The sequence below is a fragment of the Guptibacillus hwajinpoensis genome (genome assembly GCF_020171785.1).
Lineage (GTDB): Bacteria > Bacillota > Bacilli > Bacillales > Guptibacillaceae > Guptibacillus > Guptibacillus sedimenti.
This window is the reverse complement of record NZ_JAIVAE010000004.1, coordinates 106,636-124,193: the sequence shown is the minus strand read 5'-3', so window position 1 is coordinate 124,193 and position 17,558 is coordinate 106,636. Positions and strand designations below refer to the sequence as shown.

Genomic DNA, 17,558 nt, shown 5'->3' with positions numbered 1-17,558 from the left:
ATATATCTCGAATTTGGCCAATAAAAATGAAGTTTGGCCAATATAATTGGTTTTTGGCCAATAAAACGGGTATCACCGGCTTTTCTGATCTAGCTGCAGTGACCAGACCCTCGGTCACTGCAGCTTTTCTTTATTTCATCAGGTTCCGACTTATGACGATTTTCTGGATTTCGCTCGTTCCTTCATAGATTTCGCATACTTTTGCATCGCGGAAGAGGCGTTCTACTGGATAATCTTTCGTGTAGCCGTAACCTCCGTATACTTGAACCGCTTCAATCGAAGCTTTCACGGCAGCTTTCGATGCAAAGAGCTTTGCCATCGAGACTTCCTGCATGCATGGGATTCCGTGGTTTTTCAGGTCAGCTGCACGATAGGTTAGGAGTTTTGCCGCCTCTACTTCTGTTGCCATATCCGCAAGCTTAAAACCAAGCCCCTGATGCTGCCCAATCGGCTTCCCAAACTGATGACGCTCTTTTGCGTAAGCTGTCGCATAGTTTAGCGCGGCTTCCGCTATGCCAAGTGACTGAGCCGCAATTCCAATGCGACCGCTTTCAAGATTCGCCATCGCAATTTTAAAGCCCTGCCCTTCTTCGCCAAGACGATTTTCAACAGGTACACGGCAGTTCTCGAAAATGATTTCCACTGTATTCGAGCCGTGTAGCCCCATTTTCTTCTCTTTCTTTCCAACGCTAAAGCCAGGCATGTCGCGCTCAATGATAAATGCGGTTACGCCTTTGCTTCCTTTTTCATCCGGATTCGTTCTAGCGAAGGCGACGTACGTATCTGCTTCTCCACCATTTGTAATGAAGATTTTCGAGCCGTTCAAAATGTAATGATCTCCGTCTCTTACAGCGCGCGTTTTCATGCTGCTTGCGTCTGAACCTGAACTCGGTTCCGTCAGTGCGAACGCACCAAGGTATTCACCAGTCGCAAGCTTCGGAATGTAGCGTTTTTTCTGTTCTTCTGTTCCAAACGCTAGGATCGGTAGTGTCCCAACGGACGTATGAACCGATAGAATTACGCCAACCGTGGCGCTTACTTTTGAGAGCTCATGAATCGCAATAATATAAGACGAATAGTCCATTTCCGCTCCACCGTAGGCTTCTGGAATCGGGATGCCCATTAAACCGAGCTCGCCCATTCGTTTGATCACTTCGCGTGGAAAGCGATCCGTCTCTTCCATTTCCTCAACGATTGGGGCGATTTCTTTTTCCGCAAAGTCCCGCACCATTTTCTGCATCATCTTCTGCTCTTCCGTAAATACAAGCTCCATGCTCGTTCCTCCTCGTGGTGTTAAACCTGGTATTGGTAGAAGCCTCTTCCTGTCTTACGTCCGAGCCAGCCGGCTTTTACATACTTTCGCAGAAGCGGACATGGGCGATATTTGTCATCGCCAAATCCTTCTTGAAGCGTTTCCATAATGTACAAACACGTATCAAGCCCAATAAAATCAGCGAGCGTTAGTGGTCCCATCGGATGATTCATGCCGAGCTTCATGACGCTATCGATATCTTCAGGAGACGCCACACCTTCATAAACGGTATAGATCGCTTCATTGATCATTGGCATCAAAATTCGATTCGACACAAATCCAGGAAAATCATTTACTTCCACCGCTGTTTTTCCAAGATCCACTGCCAGCTTTTCAACCGCTTGATAGCTTTCATCCGTTGTCGCTAAGCCCCGAATAATTTCAACAAGCTTCATGACAGGTACCGGGTTCATAAAATGCATGCCGATTACTTTCTCAGGGCGCTTTGTCGCTGCCGCAATTTCCGTAATTGGAAGGGAAGAGGTATTTGTTGCAAGGATTGTATGTTCCTCGGCAATTTCATCCAGGCGCGCAAAAAGGTTTCCCTTTACTTCCATGTTTTCAACTGCGGCTTCAATGACGATGTCAACGTGCTTTGCATCCTGCAGATCTGTTGTTGGTTTCAAACGCTCCATCGTTCCGTTCAAATCGTCCTGTGTAATCCGCTCTTTGGAAACTTGCTTTGAGAGGTTTTTCTCAATTCCTGCAAGTCCTTTATCGATAAACTCCTGCTTTAAATCATTTAAGTACACGATATAGCCTGACGCTGCACACACCTGTGCAATCCCTGATCCCATTTGTCCAGCACCAATCACCATAATTGTTTTGATTTCCATTGTCATGCCCCCTTCTATACCTGAACCATAATCGCGTCGCCTTGACCACCGCCGCTGCAGATCGCTGCTATTCCGATGCCGCCACCGCGTCGCTTCAATTCATGAATGAGTGTTATTAAAATACGTGCACCGCTTGCGCCAATTGGATGTCCAAGTGCCACTGCACCCCCGTGTACATTCACTTTTTCCTCATCAAGAGAAGCAATTTTTCCGCTTGTTAATGCAACCGCCGCGAATGCTTCATTGATTTCAAATAGGTCAATTTCCTCAAGTGACTTCCCTGTTTTCTTTAAAAGTTCATTGATCACAAGACCCGGCGTCTTTGGGAAATCCTTTGCTTCAACTGCAATGGCCGTATGCGCAAGAATCGTTGCCATCACTTCTTTTCCTTCTTTCGAAGCGCGTTCTTCCGACATTAGGACAAGCGCTCCTGCGCCATCATTTACACCAGGTGCATTCCCCGCAGTGATTGTTCCATCAGCACCGAAAACAGGCTTTAGTTTCGCGAGCTGCTCTTCCGTTGTGCCTTTTCTTGGCGCTTCATCATGTTCAACGACAAGTGGATCTCCCTTTCGCTGCGGCACTTCAACAGGGATAATTTCTTCAGCAAAAATCCCAGCTTCCATCGCCTTTACTGCTCGCTCCTGACTTCTTGTCGCCCAGCGATCCTGCTCTTCTCTCGAAATTTCATATTCTTCAGCAGTCGTATTTCCATAAACGCCCATATGACAGCCGTCAAAGGAGCACGTTAAGCCATCATGAACCATAAGATCAACCACTTGTTTGTCGCCCATTCGCATACCCCAGCGCGCATCCTTCATGATGTATGGCGCATTGCTCATCGATTCCATCCCACCCGCAACGATTACTTCTTCATCGCCAGAGCGAATGATCTGATCGGCGAGCGTGACGCTACGAAGACCAGAGGCGCACACTTTGTTAATCGTTTCTGTTTTCACTTCCCACGGAATGCCCGCGTGGCGTGCAGCCTGTCGTGATGGTATTTGACCCTGCCCACCTTGAAGCACCGATCCCATGATCACTTCATCAACATCTCCAGGCTCAACTCCAGCGCGAACTAACGCTTCTTTGATCGCTGTTCCCCCAAGTTTAGATGCTTCAACTGATTTTAAAGCCCCTCCAAATTTTCCAAATGGCGTTCTTACGCCACTAACGATGACCGTTTTGCCCACAAAAACCTCTCCTCTCTTTTTTGAAAACGCTATCATTATTGCATAAAATGCGACTGAACGCTCGCTCACCTTACCGACAAAGTAACAAAGGAAAGAGCTCATGCCGGTCGTAACAGCATAAGCTAACCCTTTGCCAAACAGTCTATTGCAGAACGGCTTCCTTTTGAACAATCGAGCGTTCTAAAATCTCGACGATATCAAGCGTTGCTACTTCTTCTTCTACTTCTTTCGCTTTCGTCCCATCACTCATCATCGTTAAGCAATATGGACATGCGCTTCCGATAACGGAAGGTTTCACACTTAATGCCTGCTCGGTTCTCGTAACGTTAATACGAGATCCTGTGTCTTCTTCTGTCCACATCAAACCGCCACCTGCGCCACAGCACATGCCGTTTTCGCGATTGCGGTCCATCTCGATCACTTCAACGCCTGGAATACTGCGAAGAATTTCACGTGGGGGATCGTACACTTCGTTGTAACGGCCGAGGTAACAGGAATCATGATAGGTGATTCTCTCGTTTACTTCGTGCTTCGGCTTCAGTTTTCCTTCTTTAATCCAGTCATATAATAATTCGGTATGGTGATAAACCTCTGCTTCAAGCCCAAACTCTGGATACTCATTTTTAAGAGAGTTATAAGCATGAGGATCGATCGTTACGATTTTTGTAATGTTATGCTTCTGGAACGTTTCAATATTTTTCTGCGCCAGGTCCTGGAATAAGAACTCGTTTCCTACACGTCGAGGCGTATCACCAGAATTCTTTTCTTTGTTACCAAGAATAGCGAATGAAATGCCTGCTTCATTCATGATTTTCGCAAAAGAAGCAGCAATCTTCTGGCTACGGTTGTCGTAAGAGCCCATTGAGCCAACCCAGAAGAGGTATTCGAACTCTTCGCCTGCTTTTTCTTTTTCTTTTACTGTTGGAACAACGATATCGTCACGCAAATCGCGCCAGTTTTCACGTTCTTTACGGCTAATGCCCCATGGGTTGCCCTGACGTTCAATGTTTGTGATCGCGCGCTGAACATCGCTATCCATCTTTCCTTCCATTAAGACAAGGTGACGGCGCATGTCGATGATCTTATCAACGTGCTCATTCTCAACCGGACACTGGTCTTCACAGTTACGGCACGTTGTACAAGCCCAAATTTCTTCTTCGGTAATGACATTTCCAATTAAATCTCCGCTTACAAGCCCTTCTGCTGCTGCAGCTGTTTCTTGCTGTTCACGGGATTGGTAAGCGATTTGATTTCCAACTGTGTTTGAGAAAGCATACGCTGGAACCCAAGGTGTTCTTGATGTGACGGCTGCTCCTTTTTCCGTTAGATGATCACGTAGCTTCACAATTAAATCCATCGGGGAAAGAATTTTTCCTGTTGCGGTTGCTGGACACATATTTGTACAGCGTCCACATTCTACACAAGCGTACAGATCGACGAGCTGCTTTTGATTAAAATCTTCAATCGTATTAACACCATATGTTTCTTGACTTTCATCTTCGAAGTTAATGGATGAAAGCTGACCAACTTTGTGCGTGCGGCCGAGAAAAACGTTCACTGGTCCAGCAATTAAGTGAGCATGCTTCGATTGCGGTACATACACCATGAACGTAAGTAGGACGAGCAGGTGGATCCACCAGAAAAAGAAGAATAGCGCAATCGCTGCTGTTTCATTGATCCAGGAGAACAGGAATGCAATCCCTGAAGCTACTGGTGCGCTCCACGAGTAACCTGCATCATGCCAAATGATTTCCATACCGCCGGCAAATAAGACGGATATCATAAGAAGACCGATAAATAAGAGGACAAGTCCTGCTTTAAAGCCTTTTTTCAATCGAGCAATGGCTTCAATATAGCGACGATAGAATGCCCATACGACCGCTGTTAAAATCATAAGCGTCACGAGCTCCTGGAAAAACGTAAACGCTGGATAAAGCGGTCCAAGAGGAAGGTGTGACCCCGGCGATAGACCTTTCACAATCATATCGATCGCACCAAATTGAACGAGAAGGAAACCGTAGAACATCATCACATGGATCGTTCCACTCTTCTTATCTTTTAGTAATTTCTTTTGCCCAAATACTTTAACTAGAATCGCTTCTAGTCGTTCTTTCATGGAATGATCAAATTCTGCTTTCTTTCCAAGCTTAATGTATTCGTATCGCGTCTTAACAACATAACCAAACAAGAATAGTGCGTAAGCGGTTACAAGAATGAAAGCAATCCAGTTAGCGATCAATAAAACATCCATGTTGGCAAACCTCTCCTTTCGAGTCATTCCTTCTTATCCGCTTCTAAGTTGCTTGAACGATGGTGCTCCCCGAATGTCCAAACCATTTATGAAAACGCTTTTAAGTCAGAATGAAAGTAATTTTCTGACTTTAGTATAACACAAAAACAAATGAATGAGCATTCAGTCAGAGATTTTTTTTTACTTTTTTCAAGTTTAGGACAAACTATGTCCAAATCAGCAGTGGAAAGTGGTGAAACGCATGAGGTATTTTTTTTTCGTTCTCCTTGTTCTCATATTATGGATCGTTATTGATCTTCATTTCGGAAGTAAAAAAAGAAAGCAGACTTCTTCTTCGTGGATTGAAACGACCGGTAATGCCACTTTCATCGGGGATGGAGATGATTTTTTCCGACAGCTGCTTAGCGATATCGACAGCGCGAGCAAAGAGATCCAGATGATGTTTTACATTTTTCGTAATGATGAAACAGGTCAAAAGGTGATTGATCATCTTTGTAAAAAAGCTGGTTCTGGCGTTCTCATTTACCTACTTACAGACTACGGAGGTAGTCATGGCTTAAAGAAATCCACCATTACCAAGATGCGCTCATGCGGCATCCACTTTTCCTATTCTAGAAAAATTTCTTTTCCGAATCTCTTTACTTCTTTAAATGAACGCAACCATCGGAAGATAACGGTTATTGACGGAAAGATCGGCTATATAGGTGGGTTTAATGTGGGCAACGAATATGCGGGCAAAGACCCGAAATTCGGCTATTGGCGCGACTACCACCTTAGGTTAACTGGTGAAGCTGTAAAAGGACTACAAGATCAATTTGTTCAAGATTGGATGGAAAACCATTCCTCTCCTATTGAAGCTGTTTCAGCCGATTTGGAAAAAGGGGCCGAAACACTTACATTTCATATTACAAATGGAAGTGATATCGAAAAATCATTCGCTTCTTACATTGATAAAGCAACCACATCAATCAAAATTGGGACACCCTACTATATTCCAGGACAAACCGTCCAGACGAGTCTTTTACGTGCATTAAAATGCGGCGTGTCTGTGCAAATCATTTTACCAATGCGCGCTGATCATCCCCTCGTAAAAGAAGCATCTTATCCCTATCTCGTCGAACTGATCCAGGCTGGTTGTGAAGTGTATCAATATATGAACGGGTTTTACCACGCCAAAGTGATGGTTATTGATGATACGTTTTGTGATATTGGTACGGCGAATTTTGATCAGCGAAGTTTTCACATTAATGGCGAGATCAATTGCCTTTTACACTCTCCTGACTTTGTTACGGAGATCAAGGAGGTTATTAAAAAGGACCTGCTTCAGTCTGAACGCCTCGATTTGAAAAGACTTCAAGATCGAACGATTGGGAACCGCATGCTTGCTCCAATCGCACGTCTTTTTAGTCCATTTCTTTAAGTTTGGCTCTTTTCGTAGATATTGTTGTTTTTAGATAAGTGGTAATTTCCGCTCCTACCCGCTTTCCGCGGGGAGGGCGGTGAGCCTCCTTCCGCTACAATTAGCGAAATGTGGTTTTTTATTCAATATCAATAATTGATTGAAAAGCTACAACTTATTAGAGAAGAGCCTTAAGCTTAAATGTGCTACATTCCGTTTTAACTTAAGGTCAAAGGGAATGAAACGATCAGACCTTTCAAGAAAGGAGTCGACCTCATCATGCAACTTCGATTCGGCTATGTATCGAACGCGCTCGCATTATACGAAGCTTCCCCCGCGCGAACAATGACATTTGCAACGTGGTCAAAGCTACCGAAAGAAGAGCGAGAAGCCAAACTGCACAGGATTACAGAGACGAATTTAAAAAGTACGCTTCGAGCGCTTCATTATAATATTGCGCATGAAATTGATCTTTATCGCATGTCTTCATCCATCGTGCCGCTTGCAACGCATCCTGAAGCAACTTGGGATTATATCACGCCTTTTCGAGAACTGTTTGAAGAAATCGGAAATCTAGTAAAGAAGCACAAGCTTCGCGTAAGCTTCCACCCAAATCAATTTACACTTTTCACAAGTCCCAAATCACACGTAACAGAAAATGCAATTGGTGATCTGCATTATCATGTCGCCATGTTAGAGGCAATGGGTCTTGACACACGTTCAATCGTCAATATCCATATTGGTGGCGCTTATGGAGATAAAGTGGAAACATTGAAACGGTTTTATAAAAACTTCGATAAAATGCCAACTGCCGTCCGCTCGCACGTAACGCTTGAAAATGACGACAAAACCTATACTGCAAAAGAAACACTAGAAGCATGTGAGCAAACTGGCGTGCCGTTTATTTTCGACTACCATCATCATATGGCGAATCCAGGCGATGGCCTGCCTGATCAATTCTTTGAGCGAGTGTATAAGACGTGGGAATCGCACAGCATTCGACCTAAATTCCACCTTTCTTCCCCCAAATCAACGAGTGCGTATCGCAGTCATGCTGATTATGTGGACAGTGAGTTTGCGATTCCGTTTCTTAACATGTTGAAAGAACACGGAGAAGATGCAGACATTATGATTGAAGCAAAGAAAAAAGATCTCGCAGCTCTCCAGCTTGTCGAAGATCTTTCAGCCGTTCGCGGTGTAAAGCGACTTAACGGCGGTTCAATTCAATGGAAGTAGCAAACTGATAAATAATCTGATTTAACTCTCTCCACGATTTTGTTGGTAGCTCATGATACGCATTCGAGACGCGCACGAGCTGACAGTGCGGTACATAGTTTCGATACTTTTTTTGATAATGATGAAAGTAAAAGGCGCGCTCTCCCGTTACGTGCAGAAACGGTATATGGAGCGCGCTTAGTTTGTTCGTGCACACATAGCGACGTCCTTTTTCGTAAAAGTTCTCAAGCAGGTATGGATTCGTGCTAACGATGTACGAACGTAACATTTTAAATTCTGCCTCGCTTCTCGCATGTCCTTTCGCAAGAATCCAAAAAAGCACCTTCATCTTATGAACAAGCGCCTTCCCCGCCCGAAATTCAGCTTGAAGAAATGGATCGCTCACCTCAGAAAACCCACCACATAAAAGGAGTCCGGCTACTTTTTCTTGATGCTGAATGGCAAATTCCTGAGCGACACTTCCTCCGCTGGAATAGCCAATCAGCACTGCTTCTTTTATGCTGAGTGCCTCCATCAGAAGGTTTAAATCATTTGCTAACAGAGCAATCGAAAATTCCTTTGAACCTAAACCGCTTCTCCCGTGACCTCTCATATCAAAAACAATGATGCGAAAATGCTCCGCAAGCTTCCCCTGTTCATGAAACACAACATGCCCCATCCCCGGTGGATGAAGAAAAATTAGCGGCAGCCCGCTCCCTTTCTCTTCATAAAATAAGTCAAGATCGTCTACCTTTACATACGCCAATCCGTTAACCTCATTTCCTTATAATGAAAAAAATCCGACCATCCACTCGTACGCTTTAAATCCAAGGTAAATGCCAACAATACCAGCAATTCCTGCAAAAGCAGGCGGAGCTGGAATCGGAAGTTTTAAGAAAGCAAAAATAAGACCTACTAAAAATCCCGTTAATGTTGCGATTAATACCGTCTTCATCCGATCACCTCTTCTTTAAAGTATGACCGAATGAATGATTCATTATAAAAAATGATTGGAACGGCATCGTGATTAAGAAAAAAAGTCCTGTCGCAAACGCGACAGGACTTCGTTATTACATTTTTTCTGGAGCTGTGACGCCGATGATCTCTAGCGTGTTTTGGATCGTTTGACGAACGGCCTTCATTAGCTTAAAGCGTGCTGCGCTTTTCGCAAGATCTTCTGAATCCAACACGCGTTCCGCATTATAAAAGCTGTGAAGCGCCTGAGCAAGCTCAAATGCATAGTTCGTGATGCGGTGCGTCATGCGCTTCTCCGCTGCTTCTGCAATCGCCTCAGGAAGTTCACCGAGCTTCTTAAGAAGGTCCATTTCTTTCTCAGATGTAATGAGAGAAAGATCTGCGTCTTCTGTTAAGCCCATTTCTTCGCCTTGACGAAGAATGCTACATACGCGAGCATGCGCATACTGCACGTAGTACACAGGGTTTTCGTTCGAACGAGATACAGCAAGATCCATATCAAAATCAAGATGTGAATCCGAGCTTCTCATGGAGAAGAAATAGCGCATTGCATCAATGCCCACTTCATCCATTAATTCACGAAGGGTAACGGCTTTCCCTGTTCGTTTACTCATTTTCATTTTCTCGCCGTCTTTAAAGAGATTCACCATCTGAATGATTTCCACTTCAAGCTGCTCACGCTTATAGCCAAGCGCTTCAATGGCTGCTTTCATTCTTGGGATGTAACCGTGATGGTCTGCTCCCCAGATATTGATCAACTTATCAAAACCGCGTGATAGCTTATCCTGGTGGTAAGCGATATCCGGCGTTAAGTACGTATAAGAGCCGTCACCTTTGATCAAAACGCGATCTTTGTCGTCGCCGTAAGTGGTGGAACGGAACCAAGTTGCACCGTCCTGCTCAAACGTTTCACCACGCTCTTTTAACTTCGCAAGAACGTTATCGATCTTGTTTGATTGATAAAGAGATGTTTCAGAGAACCAGACATCAAATTCAACGCCAAATTCCTTCAAATCTTTTTTAAGCTTTTCAAGCTCGCGCTCAAGTCCATATTCACGGAAATAAGCATAGCGCTCTTTGTCGTTAAGTTGAAGGAGACGATCGCCTTCTTTCTCAACAAGATCTTTCCCGAACTGAACGATATCCTGTCCTTGATAGCCATCTTCAGGCATGTCTTTTTCTTTTCCAAGTGCCTGCATGTAGCGCGCTTCAAGAGATACAGTAAGGTTATGAATTTGGTTTCCAGCATCATTGATGTAATATTCACGTGATACATCATAACCAGCACGGTCTAGTACGTTACATAGCGTATCGCCAACTGCTGCTCCTCGCGCGTGACCGAGGTGCAAGCTTCCAGTCGGATTGGCTGAAACGAACTCTACCTGGATTTTTTCATTCTTGTCAGCGGAACGACCGTAGTTATTTCCTTTATCAAGAATCGTTGGAATGAGCTCTGTTAAATAAGCTGTATCCATGAAAAAGTTAATAAATCCTGGACCCGCAATATCAATTTGTTTGATGCCTGCTTTTGTCATATCAAGATTTGCTTTTAGATCCTCTGCAATGGCACGAGGTGCTTTCTTTGCAATACGAGCAAGCTGCATCGCCATATTCGTTGCATAATCACCGTGCGCTTTATCTTTCGGTGATTCCAGAATTACTTCAGGCATTTCACTTTCGGATGCAAGGTTCGCTTTGATGACGGCCTGCTTAATCTCTTCTTTTAACTGCTCTTTCTTTTGTTCCACACTGTTCATTGACTTGCTCCTTTCCAGCTTAGCGACAGCTCATGTCGCTGCGTTTCATCTTCTTCAAGGTAAAGCAAATAGCGTAGCGTTAAACGGCCCTTCAACTTCTCCTTGTCCACCAGCTGCTCAATACGTTCTGTTCGAATTTGCATCGGCATCGCTCCGAACGGCGTTTTATAAAGAGATTCTGACACTTGTCCTGGCGCAAACTGCTGACGCATGGAAAGTGCTCCTCTTCGAATCACGGTCACTTGTTCTTGATCTATTTTCACCGTTGTTGAAACCTTCCCAATCTCCAGGCTTTCTTCATAACGCAAATAAAGCACTTCGCCTTTCTCAACAAGGTTTCCCTGAACGGAATAATTCGTAGACTCTTTCTCTTTCCCTGACTGAATCCGGGAATCAATCGTTATTTCAATCGGATGATCACTCATCACTTCACGTCCTCACTAAATCATTAACTTTCTTATTATAAGAAAAGCGGAGGGGCCTTGTCCACCCCCGACAAGCTTAAGGCCAATCTCAGTGTGACGCTTTTTGTCACAATGAGAGGGGACTTACTGAAATGGTATAACTAAAAGTTCTTCCATTCTTTCCAATAAGAAAAGACTGTATTCAGATCGAATACAGCCTCTACGTCTTATTTCTTATGCGTCCAGCCAAGTAACATTTCACGGATAAATTTACTAGCCGCAATTGGCGTTTGTTCAGATGGATCATATGCTGGAGCCACTTCAACAAGATCGGCTCCGACCACGTTTATTTCCGAACCGGCAATCGCCGCGATCGCTTCAAGTAATTCTTTGGACGTAATGCCTCCCGCTTCAGCGGTGCCTGTTCCAGGCGCATGAGCAGGGTCAAGCACATCAATATCAATCGTAACGTACACGTTGCGTCCTTTTAACGTTGGAAGAACCTTTTTCAAAGGCTCCGCAACGTCGAACTTATGCATGTGCATGCCTGACTCTTTCGCAAATTGAAACTCTTCACGCATGCCAGAGCGAATTCCAAACGAGTACACGTTCTCTGCACCAATCAACCCACAAATTTTACGAACAGGTGTGGAATGAGAAAGCGGTTCGCCTTCGTACTCCTCACGCAAGTCGGCATGGGCGTCAATGTGAATCAACGCAAGATCATCGTACTTCTTATGAAATGCTTTAAGGATTGGCCACGTCACAAGGTGCTCGCCACCCATACCAAGTGGAAACTTTCCAGCTTCAAGCAACGAATCGATGTATTCTTCAATCATATCAATGCTTCGCTGTGGATTTCCGAATGGAAGTGGAATATCACCTGCATCAAAGTACCGAATTTCTTCAAGATGACGATCGGCATAAGGACTATATTCTTCAAGGCCGAGAGAAGCCTCACGAATCCGACCTGGCCCAAAGCGAGAACCTGGGCGGAAGCTAACCGTCCAGTCCATCGGCATACCGTAGATCACAACGTTACTTTCATCAAAAGACGGATGGCTTAGGATAAAAACATTACCTGAATAAGCTTCATCGAACTTCATGCTCATTTAATGAGATCCTGTACGAATTTTGGAAGTGCAAAGCTAGCCGTGTGAAGCTCTTTTGTATAGTACTTTGTGTCAATCTCATGGAAACGACTTTCAGGTACTTCAAGCGGATCGTTCTTTTTCGAACCAATCGTAAATGTCCAGAGACCGCTTGGGTAAGTAGGAATGTTCGCTGTGTAAACGCGCGTAATCGGGAAAATCTCTCTTACGTCTTTGGATACTTGTGTAATTAAGTCTGCTTTAAACCATGGGTTGTCCGTCTGTGCAACGAAAATACCGTCTTCTTTTAAAGCTTTTGAAATACCTTCATAAAAGCCACGTTCAAAAAGCTTTGCAGCTGGTCCAACCGGCTCCGTTGAATCGACCATAATCACGTCGTATTCGCCTTCGCTTTTCGCGATATGCATAAAGCCGTCATCAACGAGCACTTCAACACGCTCGTTATCTAATGCTCCTGCGATAGAAGGCAAGTATTTCTTCGAGTACTCGATCACTTTGCCATCGATTTCAACGAGCGTTGCTTTTTCAACAGATGGGTGCTTCAATACTTCACGAATAACGCCACCATCTCCACCGCCAACAACAAGAACGTGTTTTGGATTCGGATGCGTAAATAACGGTACGTGAGCGACCATTTCATGATAGACGAACTCATCTTTTTCTGTTGTCATAACCATACCATCAAGAACAAGCATGTTTCCGAACTCTTCTGTTTCAATCATATCCAGACGCTGAAAGTCCGTTTGTTCTGTATGCAACGTCTGTTTAATTTTCGCCGTAATGCCAAAGCTTTCTGTCTGTTTCTCTGTGTACCATAATTCCATGTAAACCACTCCTCTATGTCAAATTGCTACACTAAGACCGTTCCCGAACCGCATAGGTCCAAACACCTTTAGTATGTAGCAAAAAAATGGATCTAAGCATCAGGAAAGCTTGCCACCAAACGGAAGCCATCGTTTTCCTTATCCTTTCGCCCTTTTTAAAAGTTTCTTAAAGCACAAGAAAAGTATAGTCGACTCTGCGTAAAAAGCAAGAGAATTTTCTACATTCATTTCTTGTTTCTAACAGTAATGAATTTGCCCCTCTTCCATTCGCGCTAAAACAACACCATCCAAACAAAGAGAGCGAGTACAAATCGATAGATCGCAAAAGGGATCAACCGGACGCGTTCCACGAATTTAATAAATGTTACAATAGCGAAAAGCGCAACAACAAAGGCTGCCAAAAAGCCTGTCGCAAATATCGGAAGATCAGATACGGATAAAAACTCATAGCTTTTCAATAAATCATATCCGCTTGCCGCCACCATCATCGGAACCGCTAAAATAAACGAAAATTCAGCCGCTGTTTTATGATTTGTTCCTAGTAAGACGCCTCCTGAAATCGTGGCGCCTGACCGTGAAAAACCTGGCCACAGTGCTAAACATTGAAAGAGACCAATCGAGAAAGCTTGCTTCAGCGTTAAGTCATCTAAACTTGAACTAACAGGGGCACGCTTTTTTAGATCAGCGAAAATCATTAACACACCACCAACAATCAGTCCTATGACAACGGTATATGGCGAGAACAGATAACTTTTTATAAACCCATGAAGAAGGAAGCCTGCTACTACAGCTGGAATCATACCAAGGATGAGATGAACAAGGGTTAACCCTTCACTTGATTTTGGTGATAATAACGAAACAAATCGTTTTCGATACATGACAACCACCGCAAGAATTGACCCGAGTTGAATGACGATTTCAAACGTCTTTGCCCTCTCTCCAGTAAAATCGAGCCAGTATCCTGTTAAAATCAAATGCCCCGTTGATGAAACTGGTAAAAATTCTGTTAGTCCTTCTACAATCCCAAGTATGATGGCAATCATAATCTCCATACGTTTCTCTCCCCGCTCTCCATTAAGATTTAGTATAGTTCACTTTATTCAAAAACTGGACAACTATTTTTTAAACTTATTGCTACCGTCGTTCGTTTTGAAAAAACAAGTATCTTTCATCGGGAAACGTGTTTAAGAGTTTCTAGATTGTTACATACTAGATTTAAGACGATGTGGGGGTGAACCACATGAAATGGCTCAAGGATGAGCGATTCCATTATTGGAAGCGATGGACCATGCTTCTAAGTAAATTAATGATGATTGGCATCGTGTTAATCGGGATGTCTATCGGGATGCTTTATTTGCTAACGGTGTTTATGGGAGCTCCCGAACTTCAAGTTCCACAAACAACGATTTACTATGATCATGATGAAACGGTTATAAGCGAATCAAATCAAGATGGTCAGAACCGCTATTGGGTTGACCTTGAACATATTTCTCCCAACGTGATTGATGCAACAATCGCCATTGAAGACAGGCATTTCTACGATCATATGGGGTTTGATTTTAAACGGATCGGCGGGGCCATTCTAGCTGATTTAAAAGCAATGGCAAAAGTTCAAGGAGCTAGTACCATTACACAGCAATATGCGCGGAATCTCTTTTTAGAACATGATAAAACGTGGAAACGAAAAATTGCAGAAGCCTTTTACGCTTACCGGCTTGAGGTTCATTATTCAAAAGAAGAGATTCTTGAAGGGTATTTAAATACGATTTATTATGGACACGGCTCTTACGGAATTGAGTCTGCGGCAAGAACGTACTTTGGCAAAACAGCAGAGGAACTTTCTCTTGCAGAAGCAGCTATGCTTGCTGGTATTCCAAAAGGACCTGGCTATTACTCTCCTTATGCCGATGCCGAGCGGGCAGAGGAACGACAAAGCACCGTTCTCCAAGCGATGGTGTCGAACGATGTGCTATCTGAAGCGGAAGCACTGGAAGCAGAAACAGAAAATATGGCGCTCCAAACGTTCACGGAAGAAACGAAGTCCGACATCGCTCCTTATTTTGCTCAGGAAGTAAAAAAGGAATTACGATCGGTGCTTTCACTTGATGAGCGTGTCATTGAGCAAGGCGGGCTCCACGTTTATACGACGCTTGATGCTCAGATGCAAAAAGCAGCAGAAAAATGGGTAGCCTCCTCCATTGACCCAAAAAGCGACATTCAGGCAGCGCTCGTCGCCATGGAGCCGACGTCAGGAGCCGTTAAGGTGATGATCGGTGGCCGTGATTATTCAGAAAGTAAATTTAATCGTGCCACGATGGCAAAGCGCACGCCAGGTTCCACGTTTAAACCGCTGTTGTATTATGCGGCTGTCAAAAATGGCTTCACGCCTTCAACGCTTGTGCGAAGTGAGCCAACAACTTTCTACTATGATAACGAAAAGAAAACCTATTCTCCACACAACTATGGAGATGTTTATGCAAATGAGGAAATTACTCTTGCACAAGCTTTAGCTCTTTCTGATAACGTTGTCGCGGTAAAAACACATATGTTTTTGGAGGAAAAAACGCTCGTTAATACGGCAAAATCATTTGGAATTACAAGTAAACTATCGGCCATCCCTTCTCTTGCGCTTGGAACAAAGCCTGTTGGGATGATGGAAATGACAGAAGCATATAGCATGCTAGCAAATGGTGGCTATAGCGTTTCTCCTTACTACATCGAGAAAGTAAAGGATCGCGATGGCAAAGTGATTTATGAGCATTCATCACAATCTGAGCTAGTTTTGGATCCTGATGCCGCTTTTGTGACGACCAGTATGATGACCGGCGTCTTCGATGAATCACTCAATGATTACACGCGCGTCACGGGATCTGGCGTTGATCACCTCTTAACGCGACCGGCTGCCGCCAAAACGGGGTCAACTTCTACAGATAGTTGGATGGTAGGATTCACACCGCAGCTTACCGCAGCGGTTTGGGTTGGATACGATAAAGGAGAGAAATTGAATCATCGTAACGATGGCTCTTATACGAAAAAGATCTGGGCAAATTTTATCGAAGAGGCGCTAGCTGAGGAAAAAGCGACTGATTTTAAGAAACCAGATAATGTGGTTGGGATAGAAGTTGACCCTCAAACAGGGCTGATCGCGACTGACAATTGCCCTGTGAAGCGGTTAACTTATTATATAGAAGGAACTGAGCCTTCACACCTGTGTGAAGATCATCCCGGAACTCCTTCTTCAGAGAAAGAAAAGCAGAAAAAAGGCATTTTCGATCGGTTCTTTAATTGGATTAGATAAAGGACGGGTGCTACACCCGTCTTTCTTAGCGATTCACTTCTGGATCTGGCTTCTTTAACGCCTCAAGGTCTTGTTCGATACTGATCCACTTTTGTTCTGTCATACCAATTGCGTCAGAAATGCCAGCGTTGTAAAGTGTTGGACCGATTTCGGACATCACAAAATGCAACACGTTTTCAGCGGCAAGATCGCCAATTTCTTCATTTCTTTCTTCATAGAAAAATGCTTGGATGCGCTCAACTAATTCTTTCTTTTTCGCACGTGAGATTTGATACACCTAGCTCACCCTTTCTAAGCAAACGCTTACGAAATGTTCCCTAGAACCAGAACAACCCGGGGAAACTTCCCCGGGCTGTTTTGGGTCCTAGCTATATGTGTTGCGTAACCATAAGTTTACGCTCAGTTTCAGGAAACCTCAAGGGATTTTATCAATTCGTCAGAAAACAACTCAAAGTTAGTCTTGAAGTCCTGCTTTCACTTCGTCACTGGAACGTTCATAGACTTCTTTATCAAACTCAATTAAATAGTTACGTAGCATTTGTTTTGATTTAGCATCCATATGGTCGACTACGACTTTACCCTTCATGGATTTATCCATATTGTTCACATGCTCTGGCATACTTTTCCATGCGCGCTTCGCTTCTGCATTAAAGAAAAATTCACATGCGCCGATGCCATGATAGTGTGGTCCTTCTTCCGTGCGTTGAAGGGTCACCCATACGATCCACGCTGTATGACCATCCGGCACTTCTTCACGCGTCTTTACGAGCTTCTTGCGTTTTTCAAGAGCACTACGCGCATGAAGCGCACCTACATCTACATAAATTTCGTCCGTTGTCGGATCGATAATGACAGGTGAAACGTTATCGAGGTTAATCGTACCTACTCCATAACCTCCGTGTCCGTCAGTAGAATCACCACTTAAAATGTTAAAACCTGTTGAAGGCTTCTTTTTCGGATTCTTTTTTTCTTCATTTGCCAT

At 44.0% G+C, this 17,558-nt stretch carries 16 protein-coding genes; 3 read left to right on the top strand and 13 right to left on the bottom strand.

Annotated elements, in window-relative coordinates; translation table 11 throughout:
* Positions 1–130 precede the first annotated feature (130 nt).
* The 4 genes from LCL91_RS07850 to LCL91_RS07835 form a co-directional block, all read right to left on the bottom strand.
* Entirely contained in the window at positions 131–1,273 is a 1,143-nt protein-coding gene (locus tag LCL91_RS07850; protein ID WP_224881472.1) for an acyl-CoA dehydrogenase, read from the bottom strand.
* 20 nt (positions 1,274–1,293) lie between these two features.
* Entirely contained in the window at positions 1,294–2,148 is an 855-nt protein-coding gene (locus LCL91_RS07845) for a 3-hydroxybutyryl-CoA dehydrogenase (protein ID WP_224881470.1), read from the bottom strand.
* 14 nt (positions 2,149–2,162) lie between these two features.
* Positions 2,163–3,377: an acetyl-CoA C-acetyltransferase gene (locus LCL91_RS07840; protein ID WP_255639971.1), complete on the bottom strand. Its 1,215-nt coding sequence runs from the start codon at positions 3,375–3,377 to the stop codon at positions 2,163–2,165.
* A gap of 106 nt (positions 3,378–3,483) precedes the next feature.
* Positions 3,484–5,592, bottom strand: coding sequence for a heterodisulfide reductase-related iron-sulfur binding cluster (locus LCL91_RS07835; RefSeq protein ID WP_224881466.1), 2,109 nt, complete (start codon positions 5,590–5,592; stop codon positions 3,484–3,486).
* Positions 5,593–5,833: 241 nt separating this feature from the next.
* Between LCL91_RS07835 and cls the strand changes: the two genes are divergently transcribed.
* On the top strand, positions 5,834–7,012 hold the full coding sequence (gene cls, locus LCL91_RS07830; protein ID WP_224881464.1) for a cardiolipin synthase: 1,179 nt from the start codon (positions 5,834–5,836) through the stop codon (positions 7,010–7,012).
* A 258-nt stretch (positions 7,013–7,270) separates the two neighbouring features.
* A complete protein-coding gene (gene uvsE, locus LCL91_RS07825) occupies positions 7,271–8,227 on the top strand; it encodes a UV DNA damage repair endonuclease UvsE (RefSeq protein WP_224881462.1) in 957 nt (318 codons plus the stop codon).
* Here the strand turns inward: uvsE and LCL91_RS07820 are convergent.
* The 7 genes from LCL91_RS07820 to bacA form a co-directional block, all read right to left on the bottom strand.
* Complete coding sequence (locus LCL91_RS07820) at positions 8,199–8,972, bottom strand: alpha/beta fold hydrolase (RefSeq protein WP_224881460.1); 774 nt, start codon at positions 8,970–8,972, stop codon at positions 8,199–8,201. The two genes, uvsE and LCL91_RS07820, sit on opposite strands and share 29 nt — an antisense overlap.
* Before the next feature lie 18 nt (positions 8,973–8,990).
* Positions 8,991–9,161 (bottom strand): XapX domain-containing protein, encoded by a 171-nt coding sequence (locus tag LCL91_RS07815; protein ID WP_098445426.1) that lies wholly within the window; start codon positions 9,159–9,161, stop codon positions 8,991–8,993.
* A gap of 115 nt (positions 9,162–9,276) precedes the next feature.
* Positions 9,277–10,938 (bottom strand): arginine--tRNA ligase, encoded by a 1,662-nt coding sequence (argS, locus tag LCL91_RS07810; RefSeq protein ID WP_224881458.1) that lies wholly within the window; start codon positions 10,936–10,938, stop codon positions 9,277–9,279.
* On the bottom strand, positions 10,935–11,363 hold the full coding sequence (locus tag LCL91_RS07805; protein WP_224881456.1) for a DUF1934 domain-containing protein: 429 nt from the start codon (positions 11,361–11,363) through the stop codon (positions 10,935–10,937). Before LCL91_RS07805 ends, argS begins: the two co-directional genes overlap by 4 nt.
* Before the next feature lie 206 nt (positions 11,364–11,569).
* Positions 11,570–12,448 (bottom strand): agmatinase, encoded by an 879-nt coding sequence (gene speB, locus LCL91_RS07800; protein WP_224881740.1) that lies wholly within the window; start codon positions 12,446–12,448, stop codon positions 11,570–11,572.
* Between the two features lie 2 nt (positions 12,449–12,450).
* Positions 12,451–13,278 carry a polyamine aminopropyltransferase gene (speE, locus tag LCL91_RS07795; protein ID WP_159786415.1) on the bottom strand — a complete coding sequence of 276 codons (828 nt, stop codon included), beginning with the start codon at positions 13,276–13,278 and terminating at the stop codon, positions 12,451–12,453.
* Positions 13,279–13,550: 272 nt separating this feature from the next.
* Positions 13,551–14,330, bottom strand: a complete 780-nt coding sequence (bacA, locus tag LCL91_RS07790; RefSeq protein WP_224881453.1) for an undecaprenyl-diphosphate phosphatase — start codon at positions 14,328–14,330, stop codon at positions 13,551–13,553.
* A 188-nt stretch (positions 14,331–14,518) separates the two neighbouring features.
* On the opposite strand from bacA, the gene LCL91_RS07785 reads away from it, so the two are divergent.
* Positions 14,519–16,576 (top strand): transglycosylase domain-containing protein, encoded by a 2,058-nt coding sequence (locus LCL91_RS07785; protein WP_224881451.1) that lies wholly within the window; start codon positions 14,519–14,521, stop codon positions 16,574–16,576.
* A 25-nt stretch (positions 16,577–16,601) separates the two neighbouring features.
* Here the strand turns inward: LCL91_RS07785 and LCL91_RS07780 are convergent, their stop codons facing one another.
* Both LCL91_RS07780 and LCL91_RS07775 read right to left on the bottom strand, forming a co-directional pair.
* Complete coding sequence (locus LCL91_RS07780) at positions 16,602–16,853, bottom strand: DUF2164 domain-containing protein (protein ID WP_224881449.1); 252 nt, start codon at positions 16,851–16,853, stop codon at positions 16,602–16,604.
* Positions 16,854–17,030: 177 nt separating this feature from the next.
* A complete protein-coding gene (locus LCL91_RS07775; protein WP_224881448.1) occupies positions 17,031–17,558 on the bottom strand; it encodes a YwhD family protein in 528 nt (175 codons plus the stop codon).

What these genes read in the sequence shown, in the direction of transcription:
- LCL91_RS07850 (WP_224881472.1), bottom strand. Translation starts at nt 1,273, where the DNA reads ATGGAGCTTGTATTTACGGAAGAGCAGAAGATGATGCAGAAAATGGTG.
- LCL91_RS07845 (WP_224881470.1), bottom strand. Translation starts at nt 2,148, where the DNA reads ATGGAAATCAAAACAATTATGGTGATTGGTGCTGGACAAATGGGATCA.
- LCL91_RS07840 (WP_255639971.1), bottom strand. Translation starts at nt 3,377, where the DNA reads ATGATAGCGTTTTCAAAAAAGAGAGGAGAGGTTTTTGTGGGCAAAACG.
- LCL91_RS07835 (WP_224881466.1), bottom strand. Translation starts at nt 5,592, where the DNA reads ATGGATGTTTTATTGATCGCTAACTGGATTGCTTTCATTCTTGTAACC.
- cls (WP_224881464.1), top strand. Translation starts at nt 5,834, where the DNA reads ATGAGGTATTTTTTTTTCGTTCTCCTTGTTCTCATATTATGGATCGTT.
- uvsE (WP_224881462.1), top strand. Translation starts at nt 7,271, where the DNA reads ATGCAACTTCGATTCGGCTATGTATCGAACGCGCTCGCATTATACGAA.
- LCL91_RS07815 (WP_098445426.1), bottom strand. Translation starts at nt 9,161, where the DNA reads ATGAAGACGGTATTAATCGCAACATTAACGGGATTTTTAGTAGGTCTT.
- argS (WP_224881458.1), bottom strand. Translation starts at nt 10,938, where the DNA reads ATGAACAGTGTGGAACAAAAGAAAGAGCAGTTAAAAGAAGAGATTAAG.
- LCL91_RS07805 (WP_224881456.1), bottom strand. Translation starts at nt 11,363, where the DNA reads ATGAGTGATCATCCGATTGAAATAACGATTGATTCCCGGATTCAGTCA.
- speB (WP_224881740.1), bottom strand. Translation starts at nt 12,448, where the DNA reads ATGAAGTTCGATGAAGCTTATTCAGGTAATGTTTTTATCCTAAGCCAT.
- speE (WP_159786415.1), bottom strand. Translation starts at nt 13,278, where the DNA reads ATGGAATTATGGTACACAGAGAAACAGACAGAAAGCTTTGGCATTACG.
- bacA (WP_224881453.1), bottom strand. Translation starts at nt 14,330, where the DNA reads ATGGAGATTATGATTGCCATCATACTTGGGATTGTAGAAGGACTAACA.
- LCL91_RS07785 (WP_224881451.1), top strand. Translation starts at nt 14,519, where the DNA reads ATGAAATGGCTCAAGGATGAGCGATTCCATTATTGGAAGCGATGGACC.
- LCL91_RS07775 (WP_224881448.1), bottom strand. Translation starts at nt 17,558, where the DNA reads ATGGCAAATGAAGAAAAAAAGAATCCGAAAAAGAAGCCTTCAACAGGT.